General features: G+C 56.5%; 15 protein-coding genes. 11 read left to right on the top strand and 4 right to left on the bottom strand.

The genetic code is table 11. The features are described 5' to 3' along the window. The first annotated feature begins 278 nt into the window (after positions 1 to 278). Positions 279 to 1310, top strand: a complete 1032-nt coding sequence (locus tag HB631_RS25640; RefSeq protein WP_213994016.1) for a CAP-Gly protein — start codon at positions 279 to 281, stop codon at positions 1308 to 1310. Positions 1311 to 1335: 25 nt separating this feature from the next. On the opposite strand, the gene HB631_RS25635 is transcribed toward HB631_RS25640, so the two are convergent. Then, positions 1336 to 5016: an AAA family ATPase gene (locus HB631_RS25635; protein ID WP_213994015.1), complete on the bottom strand. Its 3681-nt coding sequence runs from the start codon at positions 5014 to 5016 to the stop codon at positions 1336 to 1338. Continuing rightward, complete coding sequence (sbcD, locus tag HB631_RS25630; RefSeq protein ID WP_213994014.1) at positions 5013 to 6245, bottom strand: exonuclease subunit SbcD; 1233 nt, start codon at positions 6243 to 6245, stop codon at positions 5013 to 5015. Before sbcD ends, HB631_RS25635 begins: the two co-directional genes overlap by 4 nt. A 268-nt stretch (positions 6246 to 6513) precedes the next feature. Between sbcD and phoB the strand changes: the two genes are divergently transcribed. The 5 genes from phoB (at position 6514) to proY (ending at position 13314) form a co-directional block, all read left to right on the top strand. Next, positions 6514 to 7203: a phosphate response regulator transcription factor PhoB gene (phoB, locus tag HB631_RS25625; protein ID WP_132922973.1), complete on the top strand. Its 690-nt coding sequence runs from the start codon at positions 6514 to 6516 to the stop codon at positions 7201 to 7203. 24 nt (positions 7204 to 7227) lie between these two features. Then, a complete protein-coding gene (phoR, locus tag HB631_RS25620; protein ID WP_213994013.1) occupies positions 7228 to 8562 on the top strand; it encodes a phosphate regulon sensor histidine kinase PhoR in 1335 nt (444 codons plus the stop codon). 337 nt (positions 8563 to 8899) lie between these two features. Continuing rightward, positions 8900 to 10003: a cobalamin-independent methionine synthase II family protein gene (locus HB631_RS25615; protein ID WP_213994012.1), complete on the top strand. Its 1104-nt coding sequence runs from the start codon at positions 8900 to 8902 to the stop codon at positions 10001 to 10003. 527 nt (positions 10004 to 10530) lie between these two features. Then, complete coding sequence (gene brnQ, locus HB631_RS25610) at positions 10531 to 11847, top strand: branched-chain amino acid transport system II carrier protein (protein ID WP_213994011.1); 1317 nt, start codon at positions 10531 to 10533, stop codon at positions 11845 to 11847. A gap of 90 nt (positions 11848 to 11937) precedes the next feature. After that, the gene (gene proY / locus HB631_RS25605) at positions 11938 to 13314 is read left to right on the top strand and encodes a proline-specific permease ProY (RefSeq protein WP_213994010.1); all 1377 of its coding nucleotides are present in this window, start codon (positions 11938 to 11940) and stop codon (positions 13312 to 13314) included. 66 nt (positions 13315 to 13380) lie between these two features. Here the strand turns inward: proY and HB631_RS25600 are convergent, their stop codons facing one another. Next, a complete protein-coding gene (locus HB631_RS25600; RefSeq protein WP_213994009.1) occupies positions 13381 to 13983 on the bottom strand; it encodes a peroxiredoxin C in 603 nt (200 codons plus the stop codon). 232 nt (positions 13984 to 14215) lie between these two features. Next, positions 14216 to 14803, bottom strand: coding sequence for an ACP phosphodiesterase (locus tag HB631_RS25595; RefSeq protein ID WP_213994008.1), 588 nt, complete (start codon positions 14801 to 14803; stop codon positions 14216 to 14218). Between the two features lie 104 nt (positions 14804 to 14907). Here HB631_RS25595 and queA point away from each other — a divergent pair, with 104 nt between their 5' ends. The 5 genes from queA (at position 14908) to secF (ending at position 20418) form a co-directional block, all read left to right on the top strand. Beyond that, positions 14908 to 15981 carry a tRNA preQ1(34) S-adenosylmethionine ribosyltransferase-isomerase QueA gene (gene queA / locus HB631_RS25590; RefSeq protein WP_213994007.1) on the top strand — a complete coding sequence of 358 codons (1074 nt, stop codon included), beginning with the start codon at positions 14908 to 14910 and terminating at the stop codon, positions 15979 to 15981. 102 nt (positions 15982 to 16083) lie between these two features. Further along, positions 16084 to 17232 carry a tRNA guanosine(34) transglycosylase Tgt gene (gene tgt, locus HB631_RS25585; RefSeq protein WP_213994006.1) on the top strand — a complete coding sequence of 383 codons (1149 nt, stop codon included), beginning with the start codon at positions 16084 to 16086 and terminating at the stop codon, positions 17230 to 17232. Next, a complete protein-coding gene (gene yajC, locus HB631_RS25580; RefSeq protein WP_132922965.1) occupies positions 17233 to 17565 on the top strand; it encodes a preprotein translocase subunit YajC in 333 nt (110 codons plus the stop codon). Between the two features lie 27 nt (positions 17566 to 17592). Next, complete coding sequence (gene secD / locus HB631_RS25575; RefSeq protein WP_213994005.1) at positions 17593 to 19440, top strand: protein translocase subunit SecD; 1848 nt, start codon at positions 17593 to 17595, stop codon at positions 19438 to 19440. A gap of 9 nt (positions 19441 to 19449) precedes the next feature. Beyond that, the gene (gene secF / locus HB631_RS25570; protein WP_213994004.1) at positions 19450 to 20418 is read left to right on the top strand and encodes a protein translocase subunit SecF; all 969 of its coding nucleotides are present in this window, start codon (positions 19450 to 19452) and stop codon (positions 20416 to 20418) included. The last annotated feature ends 232 nt before the right edge of the window (positions 20419 to 20650 follow it).

The raw sequence follows: 20650 nt of genomic DNA, 5'->3' as shown, positions 1-20650 counted from the left end.
CGTCAGCGCGGGTTGTTCAAACGCAGGGCGCATGATAGCGCATAAGACCGGCAAAATCGGTAAAGATTTTTCCGGTTTTAGCGATGGCGCCCGTCGGTAATGCGATATTTATGGGGTATTAAATAGAGAACCCCCCCGTCGAATTGAGGTGAATATAATATTTGAATTATCTAAATAATATTATTTATACGGATTGGGTATTCTTGAATTCACGCCAACATAAACTAACTTAATTGCGTAGCCTGTTGCTACAAGGAAGAATATCTAGGAGAAGGTCTATGGAAACGCATACTGTCACCGCAACACCAAGAATCACATCCTGGGGAGCTATTATCAGCGGAGTTATTACCGTGTTGGCAATGTCTGTTCTGTTGTCAATATTGGGAACGGCATTAGGATTCAGCATGGTGGAACCCTATTCCGAGCAGCCGGTGCAGGGGGTCGGCACCGTGTTAACGGTCTGGTCATTTGTTTCAATACTGGTGAGCCTTGCCTGTGGCGGTTATGTCGCAGGACGCCTGGCCGGGGCGGCGGGAATAAGTCATGGCTTTCTGGTATGGGCGACATCGTTAATTATCGCCATTATCATTAGTAGTATGATTATAGGCGGAGCATTGCGGGCCGCCGGCAGCCTTATCGGTTCACTTGCCTCGGCCACCGGCCACGCGGCGTCCGGCATGGTTTCGTCCCTGTCGGACAATAAGGATAATATGCAGGGGCTGTTGGACGACACCATGAAACAAATGGGCTTGGATACCGGCCTACCGCCGGATCAGACACCGAAAAATGTATTGAATGCCTTGCAAAACAGCAATATCGAGGCGTTAAAGCCGGACTATTTGTCGCAGCAACTGTCGGCATCCGAGGATGATGTGCAAGCCACCATCAATGCCATCAGGAAAAGCCCGGACAGCTTTAACAGTGAGATGGATCAATTGTCACATAGGCTCAAACAGCGCGCGAACGGCATTCCCGACGATATCAATCGGGACGATGTCCATCAGGCTTTGGCCCGTCGTACCTCGATGTCCCCCGATGAAGTCAATCAGGCCACCGACAGCGTGATCCGGTACAAACAGCAGGCAACCGCCGAGGTGAAGGAGCGTTTAGAGGGTCTGGAGCAGGATATCGATCGCTCCAGGGCGGAGATGCAGCAATGGAAAGAGCAGGCCACGCAGCAAGCCGATGCCGCCGCGAAAACCATCGCCAAATCCGCGGTATGGTCGTTTATCGCGTTACTGATAGGCGCGGTGGTCGGCGCTTACTGCGGCCTGTGGGGCGCCAAAACCGCCCATCGATATGCTTTCTGACGGGGGCAGCCGGCCTCGGGGCCGGCTAGCGCACCGCAAAACGAGCTTCCAGCCTGCTGACGCCCATGCCGTTTATTTTTTTTACTTTAATCTGCACCGGGATCCGCTCTTTCATGGCCTCCACGTGGCTTATCACGCCGATCATCTTGCCGGTGGCATTTAACGTATCCAGGGCATCAAGGGCGATATCCAGCGTCTCTGCGTCCAACGTGCCGAACCCCTCATCCAGGAACAGGGAGTCAATGCGGATTTTGTGGCTCACCAAATCCGACAATGCCAGGGCCAGCGCCAGGCTGACCAGAAAACTCTCCCCGCCTGACAAGGTCCGTGTATCCCGTATCGCTTCCGCCTGCCAGGTATCCACCACCTCCAGTTCCAGCTCGGTGGCGGATTTACGCCGCAGCTGGTAACGATCCTGCAGGCGCGTCAGCTGCCGGTTCGCCAGATGGATCAAATGCTCAAGGGTGAGTCCCTGGGCAAACTTGCGGAATTTGTCCCCCTCCTTGGAGCCTATGAGCTCATTGAGATAGCTCCAGTCCGCATAGGCCGCTTCGCTGTCGGCGATGGCCTGCAGCAGGTTTTGCTGATCGTGCCGACGGCGTTGATGACTGGACAGCTGCTGCTGGATTTCACCCTGTTGCCGGGCTTTTTCCCCTAAAAGAGTATTGACGGCGGCCAGCTGTTGCTCCACGTCGGCGGCCTGAGCCTCCGCTTCCAGCGTGGCGGGGCGCTCCGCCTGGCTTTTTTTCAGCCCCTGTTCCGCCTGTTCATGCCAGGCCGCGGTATGTTGCTGCCGCTCCCGCAGTTTTTCCCGCATCTCCCGCAATTGATCCCGCTCCGCCGGAGGCAGCAGGGACGATTGCAGTTCGGTATCGGTGGCGAACGGGCTGTCGTCCAGGGCACTTTGCAGCGCTGCTTCGGCCTGCCGAGTCTGCGCGTCAAATTCGTGTAATTGACGCTGTTGCGCCTCGACACTGCCGGTTAATTGCTGCAACCGCTCACGGGCCTGCTGCAGCTGTTGCTCCGCCTGCTGTCGCGCTTGTTCCGCCGCTTCCCCCAGCCGACGCAGTTCGTCTCCCAACTGCGAAACGGCGGCATCGCCCACCCACTGCCTCCGCTCATCCCGCGCCTGCCGTAGCGCGGTTCGGGTTTGTTCGGACTGCTGTTCAACCTCTTCCCCCTGGCGGGCGAGTTCCGCCAGGCTGTCATGATGGTTGCGAATTTCATTGGCCCGCGCAGCAAGTGAAACCTTCAGTTCCTGCTCCTGCTGCAGATGCCGGCACCATAGCTGCCACTCTTGCTGGCGTGCCGCCAGCCACTCCTCGACATCGTCGCCCTCCGGCAGGGTCAGTCCGAGGGGGGATAGCGACGCAGCAGTCTCCGTCGCCAGTTGTAGGATAAGCTTGTGCTGCTCTGTCAGGCGCAACGTTGCCTGTTGTAATGTCTGCGCCGCGGTGTGCTGTAGCTGAGCATTCAGCTCCAGCCGGGCGTCCGCCGATGTGCGTTTCACGTCGGCTTGGTTCACGTCGTCCCGTGCGGTTTGCAGCTGGATATCGTCCTGACGCCGTGCCTCAAGCTGTTCCGCTAGCGCCTGCTCCCGCGTCTCCTGTTGCGCCAGCCAATCCGCTACCTTCCCATCGGCGGCGGGGGAGAGCGTCATACCCAGCGCGGAGGCGGCCCGGGACCACTGTTCATCAATGGCCGCCAATTCCGTTTGCCGCCGCGCCTGGTCATCAGCGGCCTGATGCCGTTGGTTGAGCAGCATGTCGCTACGGGTATCCGCCGCCACCCTGTCGGCGGTTATCGCCGCCACCTCCTGTTGCAGGGCGTGAAGTTTGAGTTCGGTTTGCGCAGGTTCCGGCAGTTGGTAATGGTCCACAAAAGGATGTTCAACGGCGCCGCACAGCGGGCATGGCTGTCCGGATTGCAGATGTGACCTTTGGTCTTCCAGCGCGACAATGCGTTGTTCAAGCTGATAGCGGGCGCTGACTTCTTCCAGCAGCCGGGACTTTTCCATCCACTGCAGTTGCCGGACCTGGCGGGTTTGCGCCAGGGCATCGAATTCCTCTTGCAATGCCGTTTGTCGCTCGGCGGCGGCGGCGAGGTCCCGCGTGAGTCGCCGGTGTTGGGGTAATAATGACGCGAGCACGGCGCGCAAAGCGCTCTGCTGCCGGCTCAGACCCCACTCGTCCTGCAACGCGGTAAAGGGGGTGAGAGCCTCCCGCTGCTCGCGCCGCTGGCGCAGTACGTTAAAGCGTTCGGTGAGGGTCGCCACCTGCCGGCGGCATGTCTCCGCCTCGGCGAGGGCCGATTTTCGTTCGGCCTGCAGGCCTTGCTGCTGCAGTAAGCATTCATCACATTGCCGGCTCAGCTCGTCCGCGAGCAGGCGTTCCCGTTGTCGGCGGGCGAAGAGTTCGCGCCATAACGGCAGATGTTCGCCCCATTGCCGGAAGTCGGGATGTTGCGTCAGATAACTCTCGGCTTGTCGGAGCTGCTGTTCGGCCCGGGTAAACATTGTCTGTTGCTCCGTCAGCGCCAACTCCCTTTTTTGTCTCTGTGTCCTTAGCCCCTCGGTGGTCTGTTGCTGCTGCCGCGACTGCTGTTCAAGGCCGGAGATATGCTGATCCAAGGGAATAATGCGCTCATCAATCAGCTGCTGACGCTCTCGCCGGTATTGCAGGTGATCCCGCCAGCCCTTCATGGCGCGCTCGAGATCTTCCTGCAGGGGCAGCAAAGCCTGCTCGGTACGTTGCCGCTCGGCGCGTTGCGCGGTGATGGCTTCGGCCAGGCGCTGCCGGGCCAGCCGGCTGCGCTGCTGTTCTTCCAGCAGCGGGCGCAGGGACTCGGCGGGTTCCCCCCGGGCCAGCCGGGACAGCTGCGGCTGCGCTTCGTCATGGGCCCGCGCCGATGCCCGCTGCTTTTCCAGCGCGACGGACAAGGCTTCCGTCAGTTGCCGGTGCCTTGCCAGCCAGTCCAAATGTTGCTGAAGCGCTCGCTGTTGATGGTTTAGCCGCTGTTCCTCTTCCTGTAATCGCGCCAACTCATCGTTTAATGCCTGCAATTGTGGTTCGGTGAGCAGTTCAATGGCGGCGGCGCGGGCCTGCAAACCGTCCAGTTCGCCTTTAACCGCTTTATGGCGCTCGAATATCTCGGCGGAGATGCGGCCGTAGATGTCGGTGCCGGTGAGTTCTTCCAACAGTTCGGCGCGCTTTTTGGCATCGGCATTAAGAAAGGCGGCGAAGTCCCCCTGCGCCAGCAGCATGGATTTGGTGAAACGCCCGAAGTCCAGCCCGGTGATGTCGGTGACCAGCCGCAGCTTATCAGGGATTTTATCCGCCAGGATGCGGCCGTCGGCTATTAGCGCCAGTTCGGTTCTCGCCGGCTGCAGATTGCCCTGCGGGCTGTTTTTCGCCCGCCGCTGGCTCCAGAAAGCGCGGTAGCCGATCCCTTTAACCTCGAACTCCACCTCCGCCAGCGCCTCGGCGGTATGGCGAGTCATCACTTCCTGTCCGGGGCTGATGCCCAGGCGAGGGGTTTGGTGATAAAGCGCCAGGCAGATGGCGTCCAGCAGGGTGGTTTTACCGGCGCCGGTGGGGCCGGTAATGGCAAACAGGTTGGTGCCGTCAAAGGGGGCGGTGGTAAAATCGATTTTCCACTCCCCTTGCAACGCATTGATATTTTTCAGCCGCAATGTCAGGATTTTCATCGGGGGATTTCCTGTGGCGGGTGTTCGTGCCGTATATCCGTCACCACCCGGTGATACAGCAGGCGGATACGGCCAAGTTCCTCTTCATCCCGCACCTGCGCCTGCGCCAGACGACGTTCGAACACCTCCCCCACGCTGAGTTCGGTCAGCGTTTCATGGGGTTCTTTTTCCAGCGTCTGGCGCCGCTGTTCGCGATTGCGGCGCAACAGCAAAATGTCCAGCGGCAGGCCGGCGGCAATGTGCTGGATCTGCCGCTGGACATCATTGAGCCAGGCATCAGTCGTCACTTCGATATCCAGCCATACCGTCGTCTCGCCCCGGTAATCGCGAAAGGCGAGCAATTGCGTCTCGATTTCCGCCAGATTGCCGCGGATCAGGCGCAAGGGCTGGACTTCCGGCACCGTTAACGGCGTTACCACCGCCGTCTGATCCGGCTGGAAATCCACCATATTGACCTGTTTGGGCTGGCCGGTTTCGTCAAAGCTCAAGGCGATGGGGGAACCGCAATACAGAATATTCGGCTGGCCGCCGACGCTCTGGGGCCGGTGAATATGTCCGAGGGCGATGTAATCGGCGGGGGGAAATAAATGCGCGGGAAAAGCGTCCAGGCTGCCGATATAAATATCCCGTACCGAATCGCTGGTGCTGGCGCCCACCGCGGTAAGATGACCGGTGGCGATGATGGGCACCGGCGTCGGCAGGGTGTCGCGCAACGCCACGGCCCGCTGGTATAAATCCCGGTAATGTCCGGCGATGGCGTCCATCAGGGAACGCTGTTTATCATCCCCCGACTCGCCGGCGCGGCTTACCAGCATATCCCGGGGCCGTAAAAAGGGGATGGCGCACAAAATCGCCCCGGGTTTTCCGTTACGCTCATGAAGCGAGAAAACCGGCTGTTCGGCATCGCCGCCTGCAATGACGCGCGTATTCAGGCAGGCCAGCAGCCCGCGGGATTCGTTCAGGGTCGCCACGGCATCATGATTTCCCGCCAGAACGATCAGTTCGCAGCCGGTGGGCTGTAATTCCACCACGAAACGGTTGAAAAGTTCCCGTGCATAGCTGGGAGGCGTGCCGGTATCGAATATATCGCCGGCCACCACCACCGCGTCCACTTGATGCAGTTCAACCTGCGCCACCAGCCAGCGCAGGAAGGATTGATGTTCATGGGCGCGAGTCTTGGTGAAAAACGCCTGACCCAAATGCCAGTCAGAGGTATGAATGATCCGCATGAGGCTCCGGAGAAAATCCCTGAATCAGGGCGTGAGTATATACCCAATAACTTTTCAGTTGCAGTCAACACCACCGTAACTGGAAAGATGACGGCTATAACCTTCCCTGTGGCGGATACCGCTTCAAAGGCGTAAGTCCACAATCCGATGCGGGAAAGCGGCGATCTTCTATCCTTGAAGCAGGCCGCGCCTATATTAATAAATCTGTCATAAAAGTGACGCATAATGCCCGGGCACGATAACCGCAGTGAATAATGGCAGGAAAATAATGGCAAAACGCATATTAGTCGTGGAAGATGAAGCACCCATTCGTGAAATGGTCTGCTTTGTTCTTGAACAAAATGGCTTCCAGCCTATTGAGGCGGAGGATTACGGCAGTGCGGTGAGTCGTATGGCGGAGCCCTATCCGGATTTGGTCCTGCTTGACTGGATGTTGCCCGGCGGTTCGGGAATACAGTTTATCAAACTGATGAAGCGCGAAGTGTTGACGCGCGATATTCCCGTTATGATGCTGACGGCGCGCGGCGAGGAGGAAGACCGGGTGCGGGGGCTGGAAGTGGGCGCGGATGATTATATCACCAAACCGTTCTCTCCCAAGGAATTGCTGGCACGGATCAAAGCGGTAATGCGGCGTATTTCGCCGATGGCGGTGGAAGATAAAATCGAAGTGCAGGGCTTGAGCCTGGATCCCTCGTCGCACCGGGTAACATCTAATGAACTGGCGCTGGATATGGGGCCCACCGAGTTTAAACTGCTGCATTTCTTCATGACCCATCCTGAACGGGTCTATAGTCGCGAACAGTTGCTCAACCATGTATGGGGTACCAATGTTTACGTGGAAGATCGTACGGTGGACGTGCATATCCGTCGTTTACGCAAGGCGTTGGAAACCGGCGGCCATGATCGGATGGTGCAGACGGTACGGGGTACCGGCTATCGCTTTTCGGCCCGCTATTAATCATGTATCAAGGGAGAGCGGCCGGTGTTAGAACGTTTATCCTGGAGCAAATTACTGCTTGAACTGGGGCTGTTTTGCCTGCCTGCCTTGCTGTTGTCGTTAATCTTCGGGCATTTACCCTGGCTGCTGGCGGCGGCGCTGCTGGCGGCGTTGCTGCGTAACTATTATTATCAACTGCGACTGTCGTGGTGGCTGTGGGTGGACCTGAGCAGGACTCCGCCGGTGGGCCGCGGCAGTTGGGAACCGCTGTTCTACGGCCTGCACCAGATGCAACTGCGCCATCGCCGCCGCCGCCGCGATCTGGCAACCCTGTTCAAGCGGTTTCGCAGCGGCGCCGAAACCTTGCCGGATGCGCTGGTGATGCTGACCGGCGACGGCCATATCTTCTGGTGCAACGGCTTGGCGCAGCAACTGTTGGGCTTTCGCTGGCCGGAAGACAACGGCCAGCATATTCTCAATTTGCTGCGTTATCCCGAGTTCAATGAGTACCTGCAAAATCAATCATTCCAGCGTCCGCTGACGCTGCATATGAATAACCAGCGTTATGTCGAATTCCGGGTCATGCCCTACACTGACGATCAGCTGTTGATGGTGGCGCGGGACATTACTCAAATGCGCCAGTTGGAAGGGGCGCGGCGCAACTTTTTCGCCAATGCCAGCCATGAGCTGCGTACGCCGCTGACGGTACTGCAAGGCTACCTGGAGATGATGAACGACCAGGAGATGGACCAGGCGATTCGCGCCAAGGCAATCCATACCATGCAGGATCAAACGCAGCGCATGGAGCGTTTGGTTAAACAATTGCTGGTGCTTTCCCGCATCGAAGCCGCTCCCCAGGGTGAGGTCAACGAGAATATCGACGTTCCGTCGATCCTTAAGCGCTTGCAGCAAAGCGCGGCGGGGCTGAGCCAGGAACGCCACGACATTGTCTTTCGCGTCAACGAGCAACTGCGGGTGCGGGGCAATGAAGAGCAACTGCGCAGCGCCATGTCGAATCTGATTTACAACGCGGTGATTCACACGCCGCCGGGCACCCGTATCGAAGTCTGCTGGCAACGTACTTCCGCCGGAGCGGAATTCCAGGTCAGCGACAATGGTCCGGGCATCGCGCCGGAACACATCCCCCGTCTGACCGAGCGTTTTTATCGGGTGGATAAAGCCCGGTCACGGCAAACCGGCGGCAGCGGTCTTGGGCTGGCCATCGTCAAGCATGCCCTCAGCAACCATGACTCACGTCTGGATATCATCAGCGAGCCGGGCGCCGGTACCCGGTTTTATTTTACGTTGCCGAATCGGTTGATAGTGAACCCGTCGCTTAAGCAAAATAGCCTCACCTCCACGCCGCGCGCCGAGCCTTGATGAAACCGCGGGCCCGCTTTTTTGCTGTCTGCGCCTGCGTGTCTAATGCATGGTGAATCAATTTCATTAGCAGTGAAATTTCTTCCCCTCCGGTCACGTTGAACTCATGCTAGTCTACAAGATGTGCCCTGGTAGACATCCGGATGTCTATTGATTGCGGCCAGAAATAATTCAACGGCTAAACTACTTTTAATTGCGGCATTTGTTTTCAGTGCGGCTTTATTTTCATCGCGGCATTCATTTCCTGAGCGGGCGTTCGTTTCGTGAGCGGGCATTCGTTTCCTGAGAGGGTATTCGTTTCCTGAGAGAGAGTGCCGCGCACCTGTGGAGTTATTATATGCAAAGAATATATCCCCCATTCCGTGCCGATGTTGTCGGCAGTTTGTTGCGTCCCGCGGCCGTCAAGTCGGCACGCCGGCAATATAAGCAGGGAGAGATTACCGCGGCGCGGCTGCGGGAAATTGAAGATGAGGAAATCACGCGTGTCGTCGCCAAGCAGCGGGAGCTTGGTTTGCAAGTGGTGACTGATGGGGAATTCCGCCGGGCCTGGTGGCATTTTGATTTCTTTGAAGGACTGGAGGGGGTGAAAGGTTATGACGCCGCGCAGGGAATACAGTTCAACGGTGTACAAACCAAGGCCCGTGGTATCAAGGTCACCGGTAAGCTGGGGTTTGACCAACACCCCATGCTGGAGGATTTCCGTTTTCTCAAGAGTATTGCCGGTGATGTCACCGCAAAAATGACCATCCCCAGTCCGAGCGTGATGCATTTTCGCGGCGGCCGCGGCGCCATTGACGCCGGGGTTTATCCCGATCTGGCGGAGTATTTCGCCGATTTGGCGTCAACCTGGCGCGACGCCATCGCCGCTTTTTATGCGGCTGGATGCCGTTACCTGCAATTGGACGATACGGTATGGGCCTATCTGTGTTCCACGGAGCAACAACAGCAAATTCGTGAGCGTGGCGACGATCCGGCAAAACTGGCGCGGATATATGCGGATGTCTTGAATCAGGCGCTGGCGGGCAAACCCGACGATCTGGTGGTCAGCCTGCATGTTTGTCGCGGTAACTTTCGTTCAACCTGGATTTCGGAAGGGGGATACGAGCCGGTGGCGCCTATTTTATTCGGCGAGGTGAAGGTGGACGCCTTTTTCCTGGAATATGACACCGAGCGCGCCGGCGGCTTTGAACCGCTGCGTTTTATCAAACCGGGTCATCAGCAGGCGGTGTTGGGACTGATCACCTCGAAATCCGGCGAACTGGAGGAACCTCATGCGGTATTGGCGCGCCTTGAGGAGGCGGGTAAATTCCTGGCCATGGACCAGCTGTGTTTGAGTCCCCAATGCGGCTTCGCCTCCACGGAGGAAGGAAATCAGCTGACCGAGTCCCAGCAGTGGGACAAACTGAAGCTGGTGCTGGATATCTCCCGCCAGGCCTGGTAAGTCGGAATGCCTTTTGGCGAGCGCGCCGGGGGATGAAGCGGCGCAGGCCGTCCGATCCTCCGGCAGACCAGGCCCGCGCCCTCGGCTAAAAACGATGCCGCCCGAGTCTCCCGCACACCGGGTCCGCGCCCTCGGCTGATAAAAAGACGGTTGCGGGCACTGGGTCGGCAAGATAAAACACTGCTGTTTCATCATCATTTTATCTTATTGTTATCTGTGATCTTATTCAGCTACTATATAGCGAATTACGATTAATTAATGAAAGTATTCACTATTTAATCCCGGTTTATTTGGTGAATTACTCTGCATTAATCTTACACTCTTGTTTTACGCCCCTTTATCAGTTTAAAGTGCGCCGGTGAAAAAGACTCCCCGTACAAACCCCTCGTTGAGTCAATGAATTACCCGGGGCGCGGTGGTACAGGGCGCATTGCGGGCCGGATCGCGTCCGGCAAGGCGGCTATCAATGGCCTTAATGTCATAGGTTTTACTTATTTTTTATCCGAAAACAGGCACGACAAGATTTCATGAGTCAGCGTTTAACGTTTAGAGACATCCTGGCACTCGGCTTTATGACCTTCGCGTTATTCGTCGGTGCCGGCAATATCATTTTCCCCCCGATGGTGGGATTACAATCCGGCCCTCATGTTTGGTGGGCGGCGGCGGGATTTTTGATAACCGCGGTGGGGCTACCGGTGTTGACGGTTATCGCGCTGGCGAGGGTGGGAGGCGGCATTGACGCCCTCAGTTCCCCCATCGGCCGCAAGGCCGGGCTGGTGCTGGCGGTGGTCTGCTATCTGGCGGTGGGTCCGCTGTTTGCCATTCCGCGTACCGCGACGGTCTCCTTTGAGGTGGGTATGGCGCCCTTTACCGGCCAGGGCGAAGGCCCGCTGTTCTGCTACAGCCTGGTCTATTTTGCCCTGGTGATAGGCATCTCGCTTTATCCCGGCCGCTTGCTGGATACGGTGGGGCATGTCCTGGCACCGCTGAAGATAGTGGCTTTGGCTATCCTGGGGATCGCCGCGCTGCTTTGGCCGGCGGGCAATCCGATCCCGGCCAGCGAAGTCTATAACTCAATGCCTTTTTCCACCGGGTTCGTGAATGGTTATTTAACCATGGATACATTGGGCGCCATGGTGTTCGGCATTGTTATCGTCAATGCGGCCCGCTCCCGTGGGGTGGATAATCCGGGTTTATTGACCCGTTATACCATCTATGCCGGTTTGATTGCCGGCATAGGTTTGACTGCGGTTTACATTACCCTGTTCAAACTGGGATCCGGCAGCGGCGTTCTGGTGCCCTCGGCGCAAAACGGCGCCGAAATTCTGCATGCTTATGTGCAATACCGGTTCGGCATCGGCGGCAGCGGCTTCCTGGCGATCTTGATTTTTATTGCCTGCACGGTCACCGCCGTCGGGCTGACCTGCGCCTGCGCCGAGTTTTTCAGCGGACATTTGCCCCTGTCATACCGGACGCTGGTGGTCCTGCTGGGCTTGTTTTCCATGCTGGTCTCCAATCTCGGCCTCAGCCATCTGATTCAATTCTCAATGCCGGTACTGACGGCCCTTTACCCCCCGTGCATTGTGTTGATTTTGCTAAGCTTCACCTTGAGCTGGTGGCGCAGCAGCATGCTTATCATTGCTCCGGCGATGCTTATCAGCCTGATGTTCGGCTGCGTCGATGCCCTTAAACTGTCGTCGTTTCATGATCTGCTTCCCGCCTGGATAGGGCATTTGCCGCTGTCGGCGCAGGGGCTGGCCTGGCTTTTGCCGACCCTGGCGGTGGGTATGATGGTGGCGGTCTATGATAAATACCGCTTGCGGCATGAAATAGCCGTTCACTAATAAGATTTCAAGAACGTCGTTAACCACGGGGGATGCTTCGTGGTTTTTTCATTTGTCACATTTCATTTGCAACAACAGGGTAACAGGGATATGCAACAGCCCCCCGTAACGTTAAAACGCGGTCTCACCACCCGTCATATTCGCTTTATTGCCTTGGGTTCCGCTATCGGCACCGGGCTGTTTTATGGCTCGGCCGAGGCGATACAGATGGCTGGTCCCAGCGTCCTGCTGGCCTATCTGATCGGCGGCCTGGTGGCTTATATCATCATGCGCGCCCTGGGGGAGATGTCGGTCCACAATCCCAGCGCCGGATCTTTTTCCCGTTATGCCCAGGATAATCTCGGTCCGCTGGCGGGTTATATCACCGGCTGGACCTACTGCTTCGAGATCTTGATAGTTGCCATTGCCGACGTCACCGCCTTCGGTATTTATATGGGCGTGTGGTTCCCGGCGGTGCCCCATTGGGTTTGGGTGCTGGGGGTGGTATTGCTTATCGGCGCCATCAACCTGCTCAATGTGAAGGCGTTTGGTGAGATGGAATTCTGGTTCTCCTTTTTCAAGGTCGCCACCATCATCGTCATGATCCTGGCCGGAGTAGGCATTATTGTCTGGGGCTTCGGCAATGGCGGCCAGCCGACCGGCATTCATAACCTCTGGACTCACGGCGGGTTTTTCAGCCACGGTTTCCTCGGCATGATTTTGTCGCTGCAGATGGTGATGTTCGCCTACGGCGGTATCGAGATAATCGGCATCACTGCGGGAGAGGCCAGCGAACCGGAAAAGTCCATTCCCAAGGCGATCAATTCCGTGCCCTGGCGGATTTTGGTGTTCTACGTCGGTACCCTGCTGGTGATCATGTCCATTTTCCCCTGGAATGAGGTGGGCACGGCAGGCAGCCCGTTCGTGCTGACCTTCCAAAAGCTGGGCATTCCCACCGCGGCCGGCATACTGAATTTTGTCGTTATCACCGCCTCGCTGTCGGCCATTAACAGTGATGTGTTCGGAGTGGGACGGATGCTGCACGGGATGGCCGGTCAGGGGTATGCGCCGAAAATGTTCGCCCGCGTATCCCGCCAGGGCATTCCCTGGGTCACGGTGCTGGTGATGATGTTCGCCCTGCTTATCGCCGTTTACCTTAACTACATCATGCCGGAAAACATTTTTCTGGTCATTGCATCGCTGGCCACCTTCGCCACGGTGTGGGTGTGGATTATGATCCTGTGCTCGCAAATGGCCTTCCGCCGCCGGCTTGGGCCGGAGAAGGTTAAAGCGCTGGCGTTCCCTATGCCCGGCGGAACGCTGACTTCAATGGCGGGGGTGCTCTTCCTGCTGTTTATCATCGGGCTGATCGGCTATTTCCCCACCACGCGTATTTCACTTTATGCCGGGGGCATTTGGGTGGTGATGCTGCTGCTGGGTTACGGCTTTACTCGCCGCAGGCTTGGCGACGCCGCCGGCATAAGCTGAAAAAGCAAAACCCGCCGGATAGCGGCGGGTTGTTTATAACGACATCACTCAAATAGTGCTTACTTATTACAGCTTGTCGATGTTTTCAGACAGGTATTTGGCCACGCCCAACGGTGAAGCGTCCATGCCTTCCTGACCTTTTTCCCATTGCGCCGGGCACACTTCGCCGTGTTCTTCATGGAACTGCAGCGCGTCAACCATACGGATCATTTCGTCGATGTTACGGCCCAGGGGCAGGTCGTTGACCACCTGATGACGGACAACGCCTTCTTTGTCGATCAGGAACGAACCGCGTAATGCCACACCGGCTTCGGGATGTTCGATACCGTAAGCCTTGATGATTTCATGTTTGATATCGGCAACCAACGGGTATTTTACTTTTCCGATGCCGCCTTTATCTACCGGCGTGTTACGCCAAGCGTTATGTACAAACTCTGAATCGAAGGATACGCCGATAATTTCAACGCCGCGTTTCTGGAATTCAGCAAAACGTTTATCAAAGGCAATCAGTTCTGAAGGACAAACGAAGGTAAAGTCCATCGGCCAAAAGAAAATAACGGCGGGTTTACCCTTGATAAAACTATGCAGGTTGAAGTTATCAACGATTTCTCCGTTGCCCAAGACCGCTGCAGCGGTAAAGTCGGGTGCTTGACGAGTTACCAGGACCATGTGTACTCCTGTAAAATACGGTTAGGTTGGTTGATAGGGAAGATGTAAAACGAGAGTCAGTATAGGTCGTCGCAGCTAATGGATAAAGCCATTGGTGCCGATTGATGAGATAGTTTTTACCTATTAATTTGATTAGTATTTTATTTTTATATTACAAAATAACCCTTTGCAATACAAGGGAAAGTTGTTAAATAGCGTGAATCATTTTCACTACAAAAGCGTCACTTTTTATTTACAAGCTGTCTGCGCCAAGTTTAGCCAATTGCATCATATCTGGATAAAGTTGCCAAAAAAAACCTTCCAGCGCCGGATAATGCTGTTCAATTTCCGGATAAATTTCCCCTAACGCCGCCAGCCTGGGCCGCCGGCTCGCCATGCCCGTTAACACCTGCGCCAAAAAAGGACGCTGGGCATATCGTTCAAGCCAGCGTTCACGCCAGAGGTAGTTATTGAGCGAGCGAAACGCCTCCGGCGTCTGCGGCAGAGCCGGTGTAATTAGCGCTTCGGCCCGCAGGACAAACCGGCGTAACGGAACGTCCGGCTCTACCCGGCTCCAATGGCGCGCCAGGAAATGATCCCACACCACATCCAGCGCAATGGGCGCCACCCGCCGGCAATCAGCGCTGAACAGGGTTTTGGCGGATTTCACCACCGGATGGCTATCGGTAATGGTATCAATGCGCCGGTGCATGCGGATACCGGCCACCACCTCTGCGGAATAGAGCCCGTCGGGGTTGCCGCGGACAAAATCCGCCATCAGGTTGCCCAGTAATGAGCTGTCGGCCAAGGAAGCGAGATGGAGATGAGCAAGAAAATTCATTGCAAGAGTATAAGGTAAAACAGCGGTAAAGCCGCTTATTTCTTGCAGGTCGTGCCGCATAGCCCTAGACTAAGCCGCCTGTTTTTTGTGTAAAGTGAACTGGAATGCGTGTCGCCGATTTCTCTTTTGAACTTCCTGAGGCCCTGATTGCCAACTACCCCCTGCCGGAACGCAGCGCCTGCCGCCTGCTGACGCTGGACGGGCCGTCCGGCGAGATGACGCACGGCGTATTTACCGATCTGCTGGATCGGTTGGTGCCCGGCGATCTGCTGGTATTCAATAATACCCGGGTGATTCCGGCCCGATTGTTCGGCCGCAAACTCAGCGGCGGTAAAATCGAGGTGCTGGTGGAGCGGGTACTGGACGATCATCGGGTATTGGCGCATGTGCGCGCTTCCAAGGCGCCTAAACCCGGCACCGCGCTATTGCTGGGGGACGATGAAAGTATTGCCGCTACCATGGTGGCGCGCCGCGACGCCCTGTTTGAGCTGCGCTTCGATGACGATCGGGATGTGCTGACGCTGCTGAATGCCGCCGGCCATATTCCGCTGCCGCTCTATATCCATCGTCCCGATGAGGAAGCGGACCGGGAACGTTACCAGACGGTTTACAGCAAACGTCCCGGCGCGGTAGCCGCCCCTACCGCCGGCCTGCATTTTGACCAGCCCATGCTGGATGCGTTGCGGGACAAGGGCGTTGAAATGGCGTTTGTCACCCTGCACATTGGCGCGGGAACCTTCCAGCCGGTGCGGGTGGAAAATCTTGAAGAGCATGTGATGCATTCGGAGTATGCCGAAGTCCCGCAACAGGTGGTGGATGCGGTGCTGGCCTGTAAGAAGCGCGGCAACCGGGTCATCGCGGTGGGCACCACGTCGGTGCGATCTCTTGAGAGCGCCGCGCAGGCGGCTCAGGGGGCGACTATCGCGCCGTTTTTCGGCGATACCGACATCTTTATTTATCCCGGCTATCGGTTTCGCATTATCGACGCGCTAATAACAAACTTTCATTTACCGGAATCAACCCTGATTATGCTGGTATCTGCGTTTGCCGGTTATGGCCATACCATGGCGGCTTATCATGAAGCTGTGGCGTTAGAGTATCGTTTTTACAGTTACGGCGATGCCATGTTCATCTCCCGTAACGATTTGGCCGCCCTGGACGCCATTGGCGAACAGTAGGCCGCAACCCCGCCGGGGGCGAGATGTCGCCCGGCTTTGTTGCCGCTGCGAACGCAGCCGGCAGAAACTGCATCGGACTGTTTCTCCGGTGTCGGAGGCTGAGTGAAGTACGAATTATTAAAAACTGACGGCCAGGCGCGCCGCGGACGCCTGGTATTCGAGCGCGGCGTGGTGGAAACGCCGGCGTTTATGCCGGTGGGCACTTATGGCACGGTAAAAGGCATGACCCCGGAAGAGGTGGCCGAAACCGGCGCGCAAATCATTCTGGGCAATACGTTCCATCTCTGGCTGCGTCCGGGGCAGGAGATCATGAAACTGCACGGCGATCTGCACGATTTTATGCAGTGGCACGGCCCGATTCTCACCGATTCAGGCGGCTTCCAGGTGTTTAGCCTGGGTGACATTCGCAAGATAACCGAAGAGGGCGTGCATTTTCGCAATCCCATCAACGGCGATGCGATTTTCCTCAGTCCGGAAAAGTCGATGGAAATCCAGCACGACCTGGGTTCGGATATTGTGATGATATTCGACGAATGCACGCCTTTCCCCGCCGAACATGACTACGCCCGCAAATCCATGGAGATGTCGCTGCGATGGGCGGAGCGCAGTCGCCGCCGTTTTGACGAGCTGGGCAACAAAAATGCGCTGTTCGGCATCATCCAGGGCAGCGTTTACGAAGATTTACGAGATGTATCGGTAAAAAGACTGGTAGAGATCGGCTTTGATGGTTACGCTGTGGGCGGCCTGGCGGTAGGTGAGCCGAAAGCGGATATGCATCGCATCCTCGAGTATGTCCTGCCGCGGATTCCGGCTGACAAACCGCGTTATCTGATGGGGGTGGGTAAACCGGAGGATTTAGTGGAAGGCGTGCGCCGCGGTATCGATATGTTCGACTGCGTGATGCCTACGCGTAATGCGCGCAACGGTCATTTGTTTGTCACCGGCGGGGTGGTGAAAATCCGCAACGCCAGTCACAAAAGCGACATATCGACGCTGGATGAGCATTGTGATTGTTACACCTGTCGCAATTATAGCCGCGCTTACTTGCATCATCTCGACCGTTGCAACGAAATACTCGGTGCGCGTCTGAATACCATCCATAATCTGCGGTATTATCAGCGTCTGATGGCGGGTTTACGCCAAGCCATCGATGAAGGTAAATTAGAGCAGTTTGTTGACGAGTTTTATGGCCGGCGCGGAAAACCCGTTCCGCCTTTAGTCGTTGAGTTAAATTACAATGAGGGAATTTAAATGAGCTTTTTCATTTCTGACGCCGCTGCTGCCGCAGGCGGGCCGTCCCAGGGAAGTCCTTACTCTCTGGTGATTATGTTAGTGGTATTTGGTCTGATATTTTATTTTATGATTCTCCGTCCGCAGCAAAAACGCACCAAGGATCATAAAAAGCTGATGGATTCCATAGGCAAAGGCGACGAAGTACTGACCACCGGCGGCCTGGTGGGTCGCGTGACCAAGGTCGCGGATACCGGCTATATCGCGATAGCGTTGAACGATACCAATGAAGTGGTTATCAAACGTGATTTCGTGGCCGCTGTCTTGCCGAAAGGTACGATGAAAGCGCTGTAATTGTCGATTTTCCCGAAGGGAACTGCCGTGTTAAACCGTTATCCTTTATGGAAGTACATCATGCTTATCCTGGCACTACTCGTCGGGTTGCTGTATGCGCTTCCGAACCTCTATGGTGAGGATCCGGCCGTACAAATCACTGGTGCGCGGGGTGCCGCCGCCAGTGAGACGACGCTGGTTCAGATCCAAAATGTCCTAAAAGAACAAAATATCACCAGCAAGTCTATTGCTCTGGAAAATGGCGCCATCCTGGCCCGTTTCTCCAATCCGGACGTGCAGCTGCGCGCTCGGGAGGCATTATTGAGCGCTCTTGGCGAAAATTATGTGGTGGCATTGAATCTGGCCCCCGCCACGCCCGCCTGGTTGGCCCTGATGGGGGCTGAACCCATGAAACTGGGACTTGATCTGCGCGGCGGCGTGCACTTCCTGATGGAAGTGGACATGGATACCGCTCTGGGCAAGCTCCAGGAACAGACCATGGATGCATTACGCTCGGATCTGCGTGAAAAAGGCATTCCTTATGCCACCGTGCGCAAAATCGATAATTACGGCACCGAAGTGAATTTCCGCGACGGGACTTCCCGCGATCAGGCCGTCAGCTACCTTGTTCCGCGCCACCGCGATTTGGTGATTAACAGTACCGGCGATACCGGGCTGCGCGCGGTTATGGCGGATACCCGCCTGCGGGAAGCCCGTGAATACGCGGTACAGCAGAACATTACCATCCTGCGCAACCGTGTGAACCAACTGGGCGTCGCCGAGCCGCTGGTGCAGCGTCAGGGCGCCGATCGGATCGTGGTTGAACTGCCGGGTATCCAGGATACCGCGCGCGCCAAGGAAATCCTCGGCGCCACCGCTACCCTGGAGTTCCGTCTGGTGAATTCCACGGTAGACCGCAGCGCGGCCGTCAGCGGCCGGGTGCCGGGGGATTCCGAGGTGAAATATACCCGCGACGGCCAGCCGGTGGTGCTCTATAAACGGGTTATCCTCACCGGTGACCATATTACCGACTCCACCTCCAGCGCCGATGAATATAACCGTCCTCAGGTTAATATTTCCCTGGACAGCACCGGCGGCACCAATATGTCCAATTTTACCAAGGACAATATCGGCAAGCCGATGGCGACTCTGTTTGTGGAATATAAGGACAGCGGTAAAAAAGACGCCAACGGTCGGTCCATCCTGGCCAAGCAGGAGGAAGTCATCAATGTCGCGACCATTCAGTCGCGCCTGGGCAACAGCTTCCGTATCACCGGCATCGATAATCCGAACGAAGCCCGCCAGCTGTCGTTATTGCTGCGCGCCGGGGCGTTGATAGCGCCGATTCAGATTGTCGAGGAACGGACGATCGGCCCGACGCTGGGCATGCAAAACATCAAGCAGGGGCTGGAAGCCTGCCTGTGGGGCCTTGTGGCGTCCATCGTCTTTATGGTGGTGTGGTATCGCAAGTTCGGCCTGATCGCCACCACCGCGCTTATCGCCAACCTGGTGATGATTGTGGGCATCATGTCTTTACTGCCGGGAGCGACACTGACCATGCCGGGCATCGCCGGGATCGTGCTGACCCTTGCGGTGGCGGTGGATGCCAACGTGCTGATTAACGAGCGTATCAAAGAAGAGCTCAAGAACGGACGTACGGTACAGCAGGCGATCCATGAAGGTTATAAAGGCGCCTTCTCCAGTATCGTTGATGCCAACGTGACCACGCTTATCACCGCGATTATCCTTTATGCGGTGGGTACCGGCTCCATCAAGGGTTTTGCCATAACCACCGCTATCGGGGTCGCAACCTCGATGTTTACGGCGATTGTCGGCACGCGCGCCATCGTGAACCTGCTTTACGGCGGTAAACGTATCAACAAACTGTCTATCTAGGAGTGTGTTGTGGCTCAGCAACATAAGGTTGAAGATTTAAACTACGGCCGTAAAGTCTATGACTTCATGCGCTGGGATTACGTGGCGTTCAGTATCTCGATTACGCTTTTAATCATATCCGTCGCGCTTATGGCTACCCGGGGATTCAACTGGGGTCTGGATTTTACCGGCGGTACGGTCATTGAACTGAACCTGAGCAAGACCGCCGATCTGGATGCCATGCGCAGTGATTTGGAGCATGCCGGCTTCAAGGAGCCGTTAATCCAGAACTTCGGCAGCAGCCGGGATGTAATGGTGCGCATGCCGCCGGTGCAAGGCGGCGCCGGCCAGGAACTGGGCAACAAAGTGCTGACGGTGATTAACCAGACCTTTGATTCGCAGGCCACCGTTAAACGTATCGAGTTCGTCGGACCCAGCGTCGGCAGCGATTTGGCACAGGCCGGCGGCATGGCGCTACTGGTGGCGCTGATTTGTATCCTGATTTACGTCGGCTTCCGGTTTGAATGGCGGCTGGCCCTGGGGGCGGTACTGGCCCTGGCTCATGACGTGGTGATTACCATGGGGGTCCTGTCGCTGTTTCACATTGAAATCGATTTGACCATCATCGCCTCGCTGATGTCGGTTATCGGTTATTCACTTAACGACAGTATCGTGGTTTCCGACCGTATCCGGGAAAATTTCCGCAAAATACGGCGCGGCAATTCTTATGAAATCATCAACGTGTCGCTGACCCAAACCCTGAGCCGCACCCTGATGACTTCGGCCACCACGCTGATGGTGGTGTTGATGCTGTTTATCTTTGGCGGACCAATCCTGGCGGGTTTCTCTCTGACCATGCTGATCGGCGTCACCATCGGTACGGCTTCATCCATCTACGTCGCTTCGGCGTTGGCGCTGAAGCTGGGCATGAAACGCGAACATATGCTGCAGCAAAAAGTCGAGAAAGAGGGGGCGGATCAGCCTTCGCTACTGCCATAAGGTCTGGGCACTTGATAAAAAACGCAACCCCGCATATGCGGGGTTGAGCTTTATGACAAAGTGCCTAGTCGGAACAGAATGCTAGATCGTAAACACGCCGTGAATCCATCCCTGGAGGCTCGATCCGCGCCATCCATGGCGCGGACGGTTTACTCTTCTAGCATCCTGCCCCGCCTCATAGACTCAGAGTACGTTTGTCAGTAGCCTGAACCCCGCATATGCGGGGTTTGTT

This window comes from Sodalis sp. dw_96 (assembly GCF_018449575.1).
In the GTDB taxonomy this organism is placed as follows: Bacteria; Pseudomonadota; Gammaproteobacteria; order Enterobacterales; family Enterobacteriaceae; genus Acerihabitans.
This window is presented reverse-complemented; position numbering and strand designations above follow the sequence as displayed.

Excerpts from the sequence above, each read along its gene's own strand:
- phoB (WP_132922973.1), top strand. The coding sequence starts at position 6,514 with ATGGCAAAACGCATATTAGTCGTGGAAGATGAAGCACCCATTCGTGAA.
- queA (WP_213994007.1), top strand. The coding sequence starts at position 14,908 with ATGCGTGTCGCCGATTTCTCTTTTGAACTTCCTGAGGCCCTGATTGCC.
- HB631_RS25600 (WP_213994009.1), bottom strand. The coding sequence starts at position 13,983 with ATGGTCCTGGTAACTCGTCAAGCACCCGACTTTACCGCTGCAGCGGTC.
- sbcD (WP_213994014.1), bottom strand. The coding sequence starts at position 6,245 with ATGCGGATCATTCATACCTCTGACTGGCATTTGGGTCAGGCGTTTTTC.
- brnQ (WP_213994011.1), top strand. The coding sequence starts at position 10,531 with ATGAGTCAGCGTTTAACGTTTAGAGACATCCTGGCACTCGGCTTTATG.
- HB631_RS25635 (WP_213994015.1), bottom strand. The coding sequence starts at position 5,016 with ATGAAAATCCTGACATTGCGGCTGAAAAATATCAATGCGTTGCAAGGG.
- HB631_RS25615 (WP_213994012.1), top strand. The coding sequence starts at position 8,900 with ATGCAAAGAATATATCCCCCATTCCGTGCCGATGTTGTCGGCAGTTTG.
- proY (WP_213994010.1), top strand. The coding sequence starts at position 11,938 with ATGCAACAGCCCCCCGTAACGTTAAAACGCGGTCTCACCACCCGTCAT.
- yajC (WP_132922965.1), top strand. The coding sequence starts at position 17,233 with ATGAGCTTTTTCATTTCTGACGCCGCTGCTGCCGCAGGCGGGCCGTCC.
- HB631_RS25640 (WP_213994016.1), top strand. The coding sequence starts at position 279 with ATGGAAACGCATACTGTCACCGCAACACCAAGAATCACATCCTGGGGA.
- HB631_RS25595 (WP_213994008.1), bottom strand. The coding sequence starts at position 14,803 with ATGAATTTTCTTGCTCATCTCCATCTCGCTTCCTTGGCCGACAGCTCA.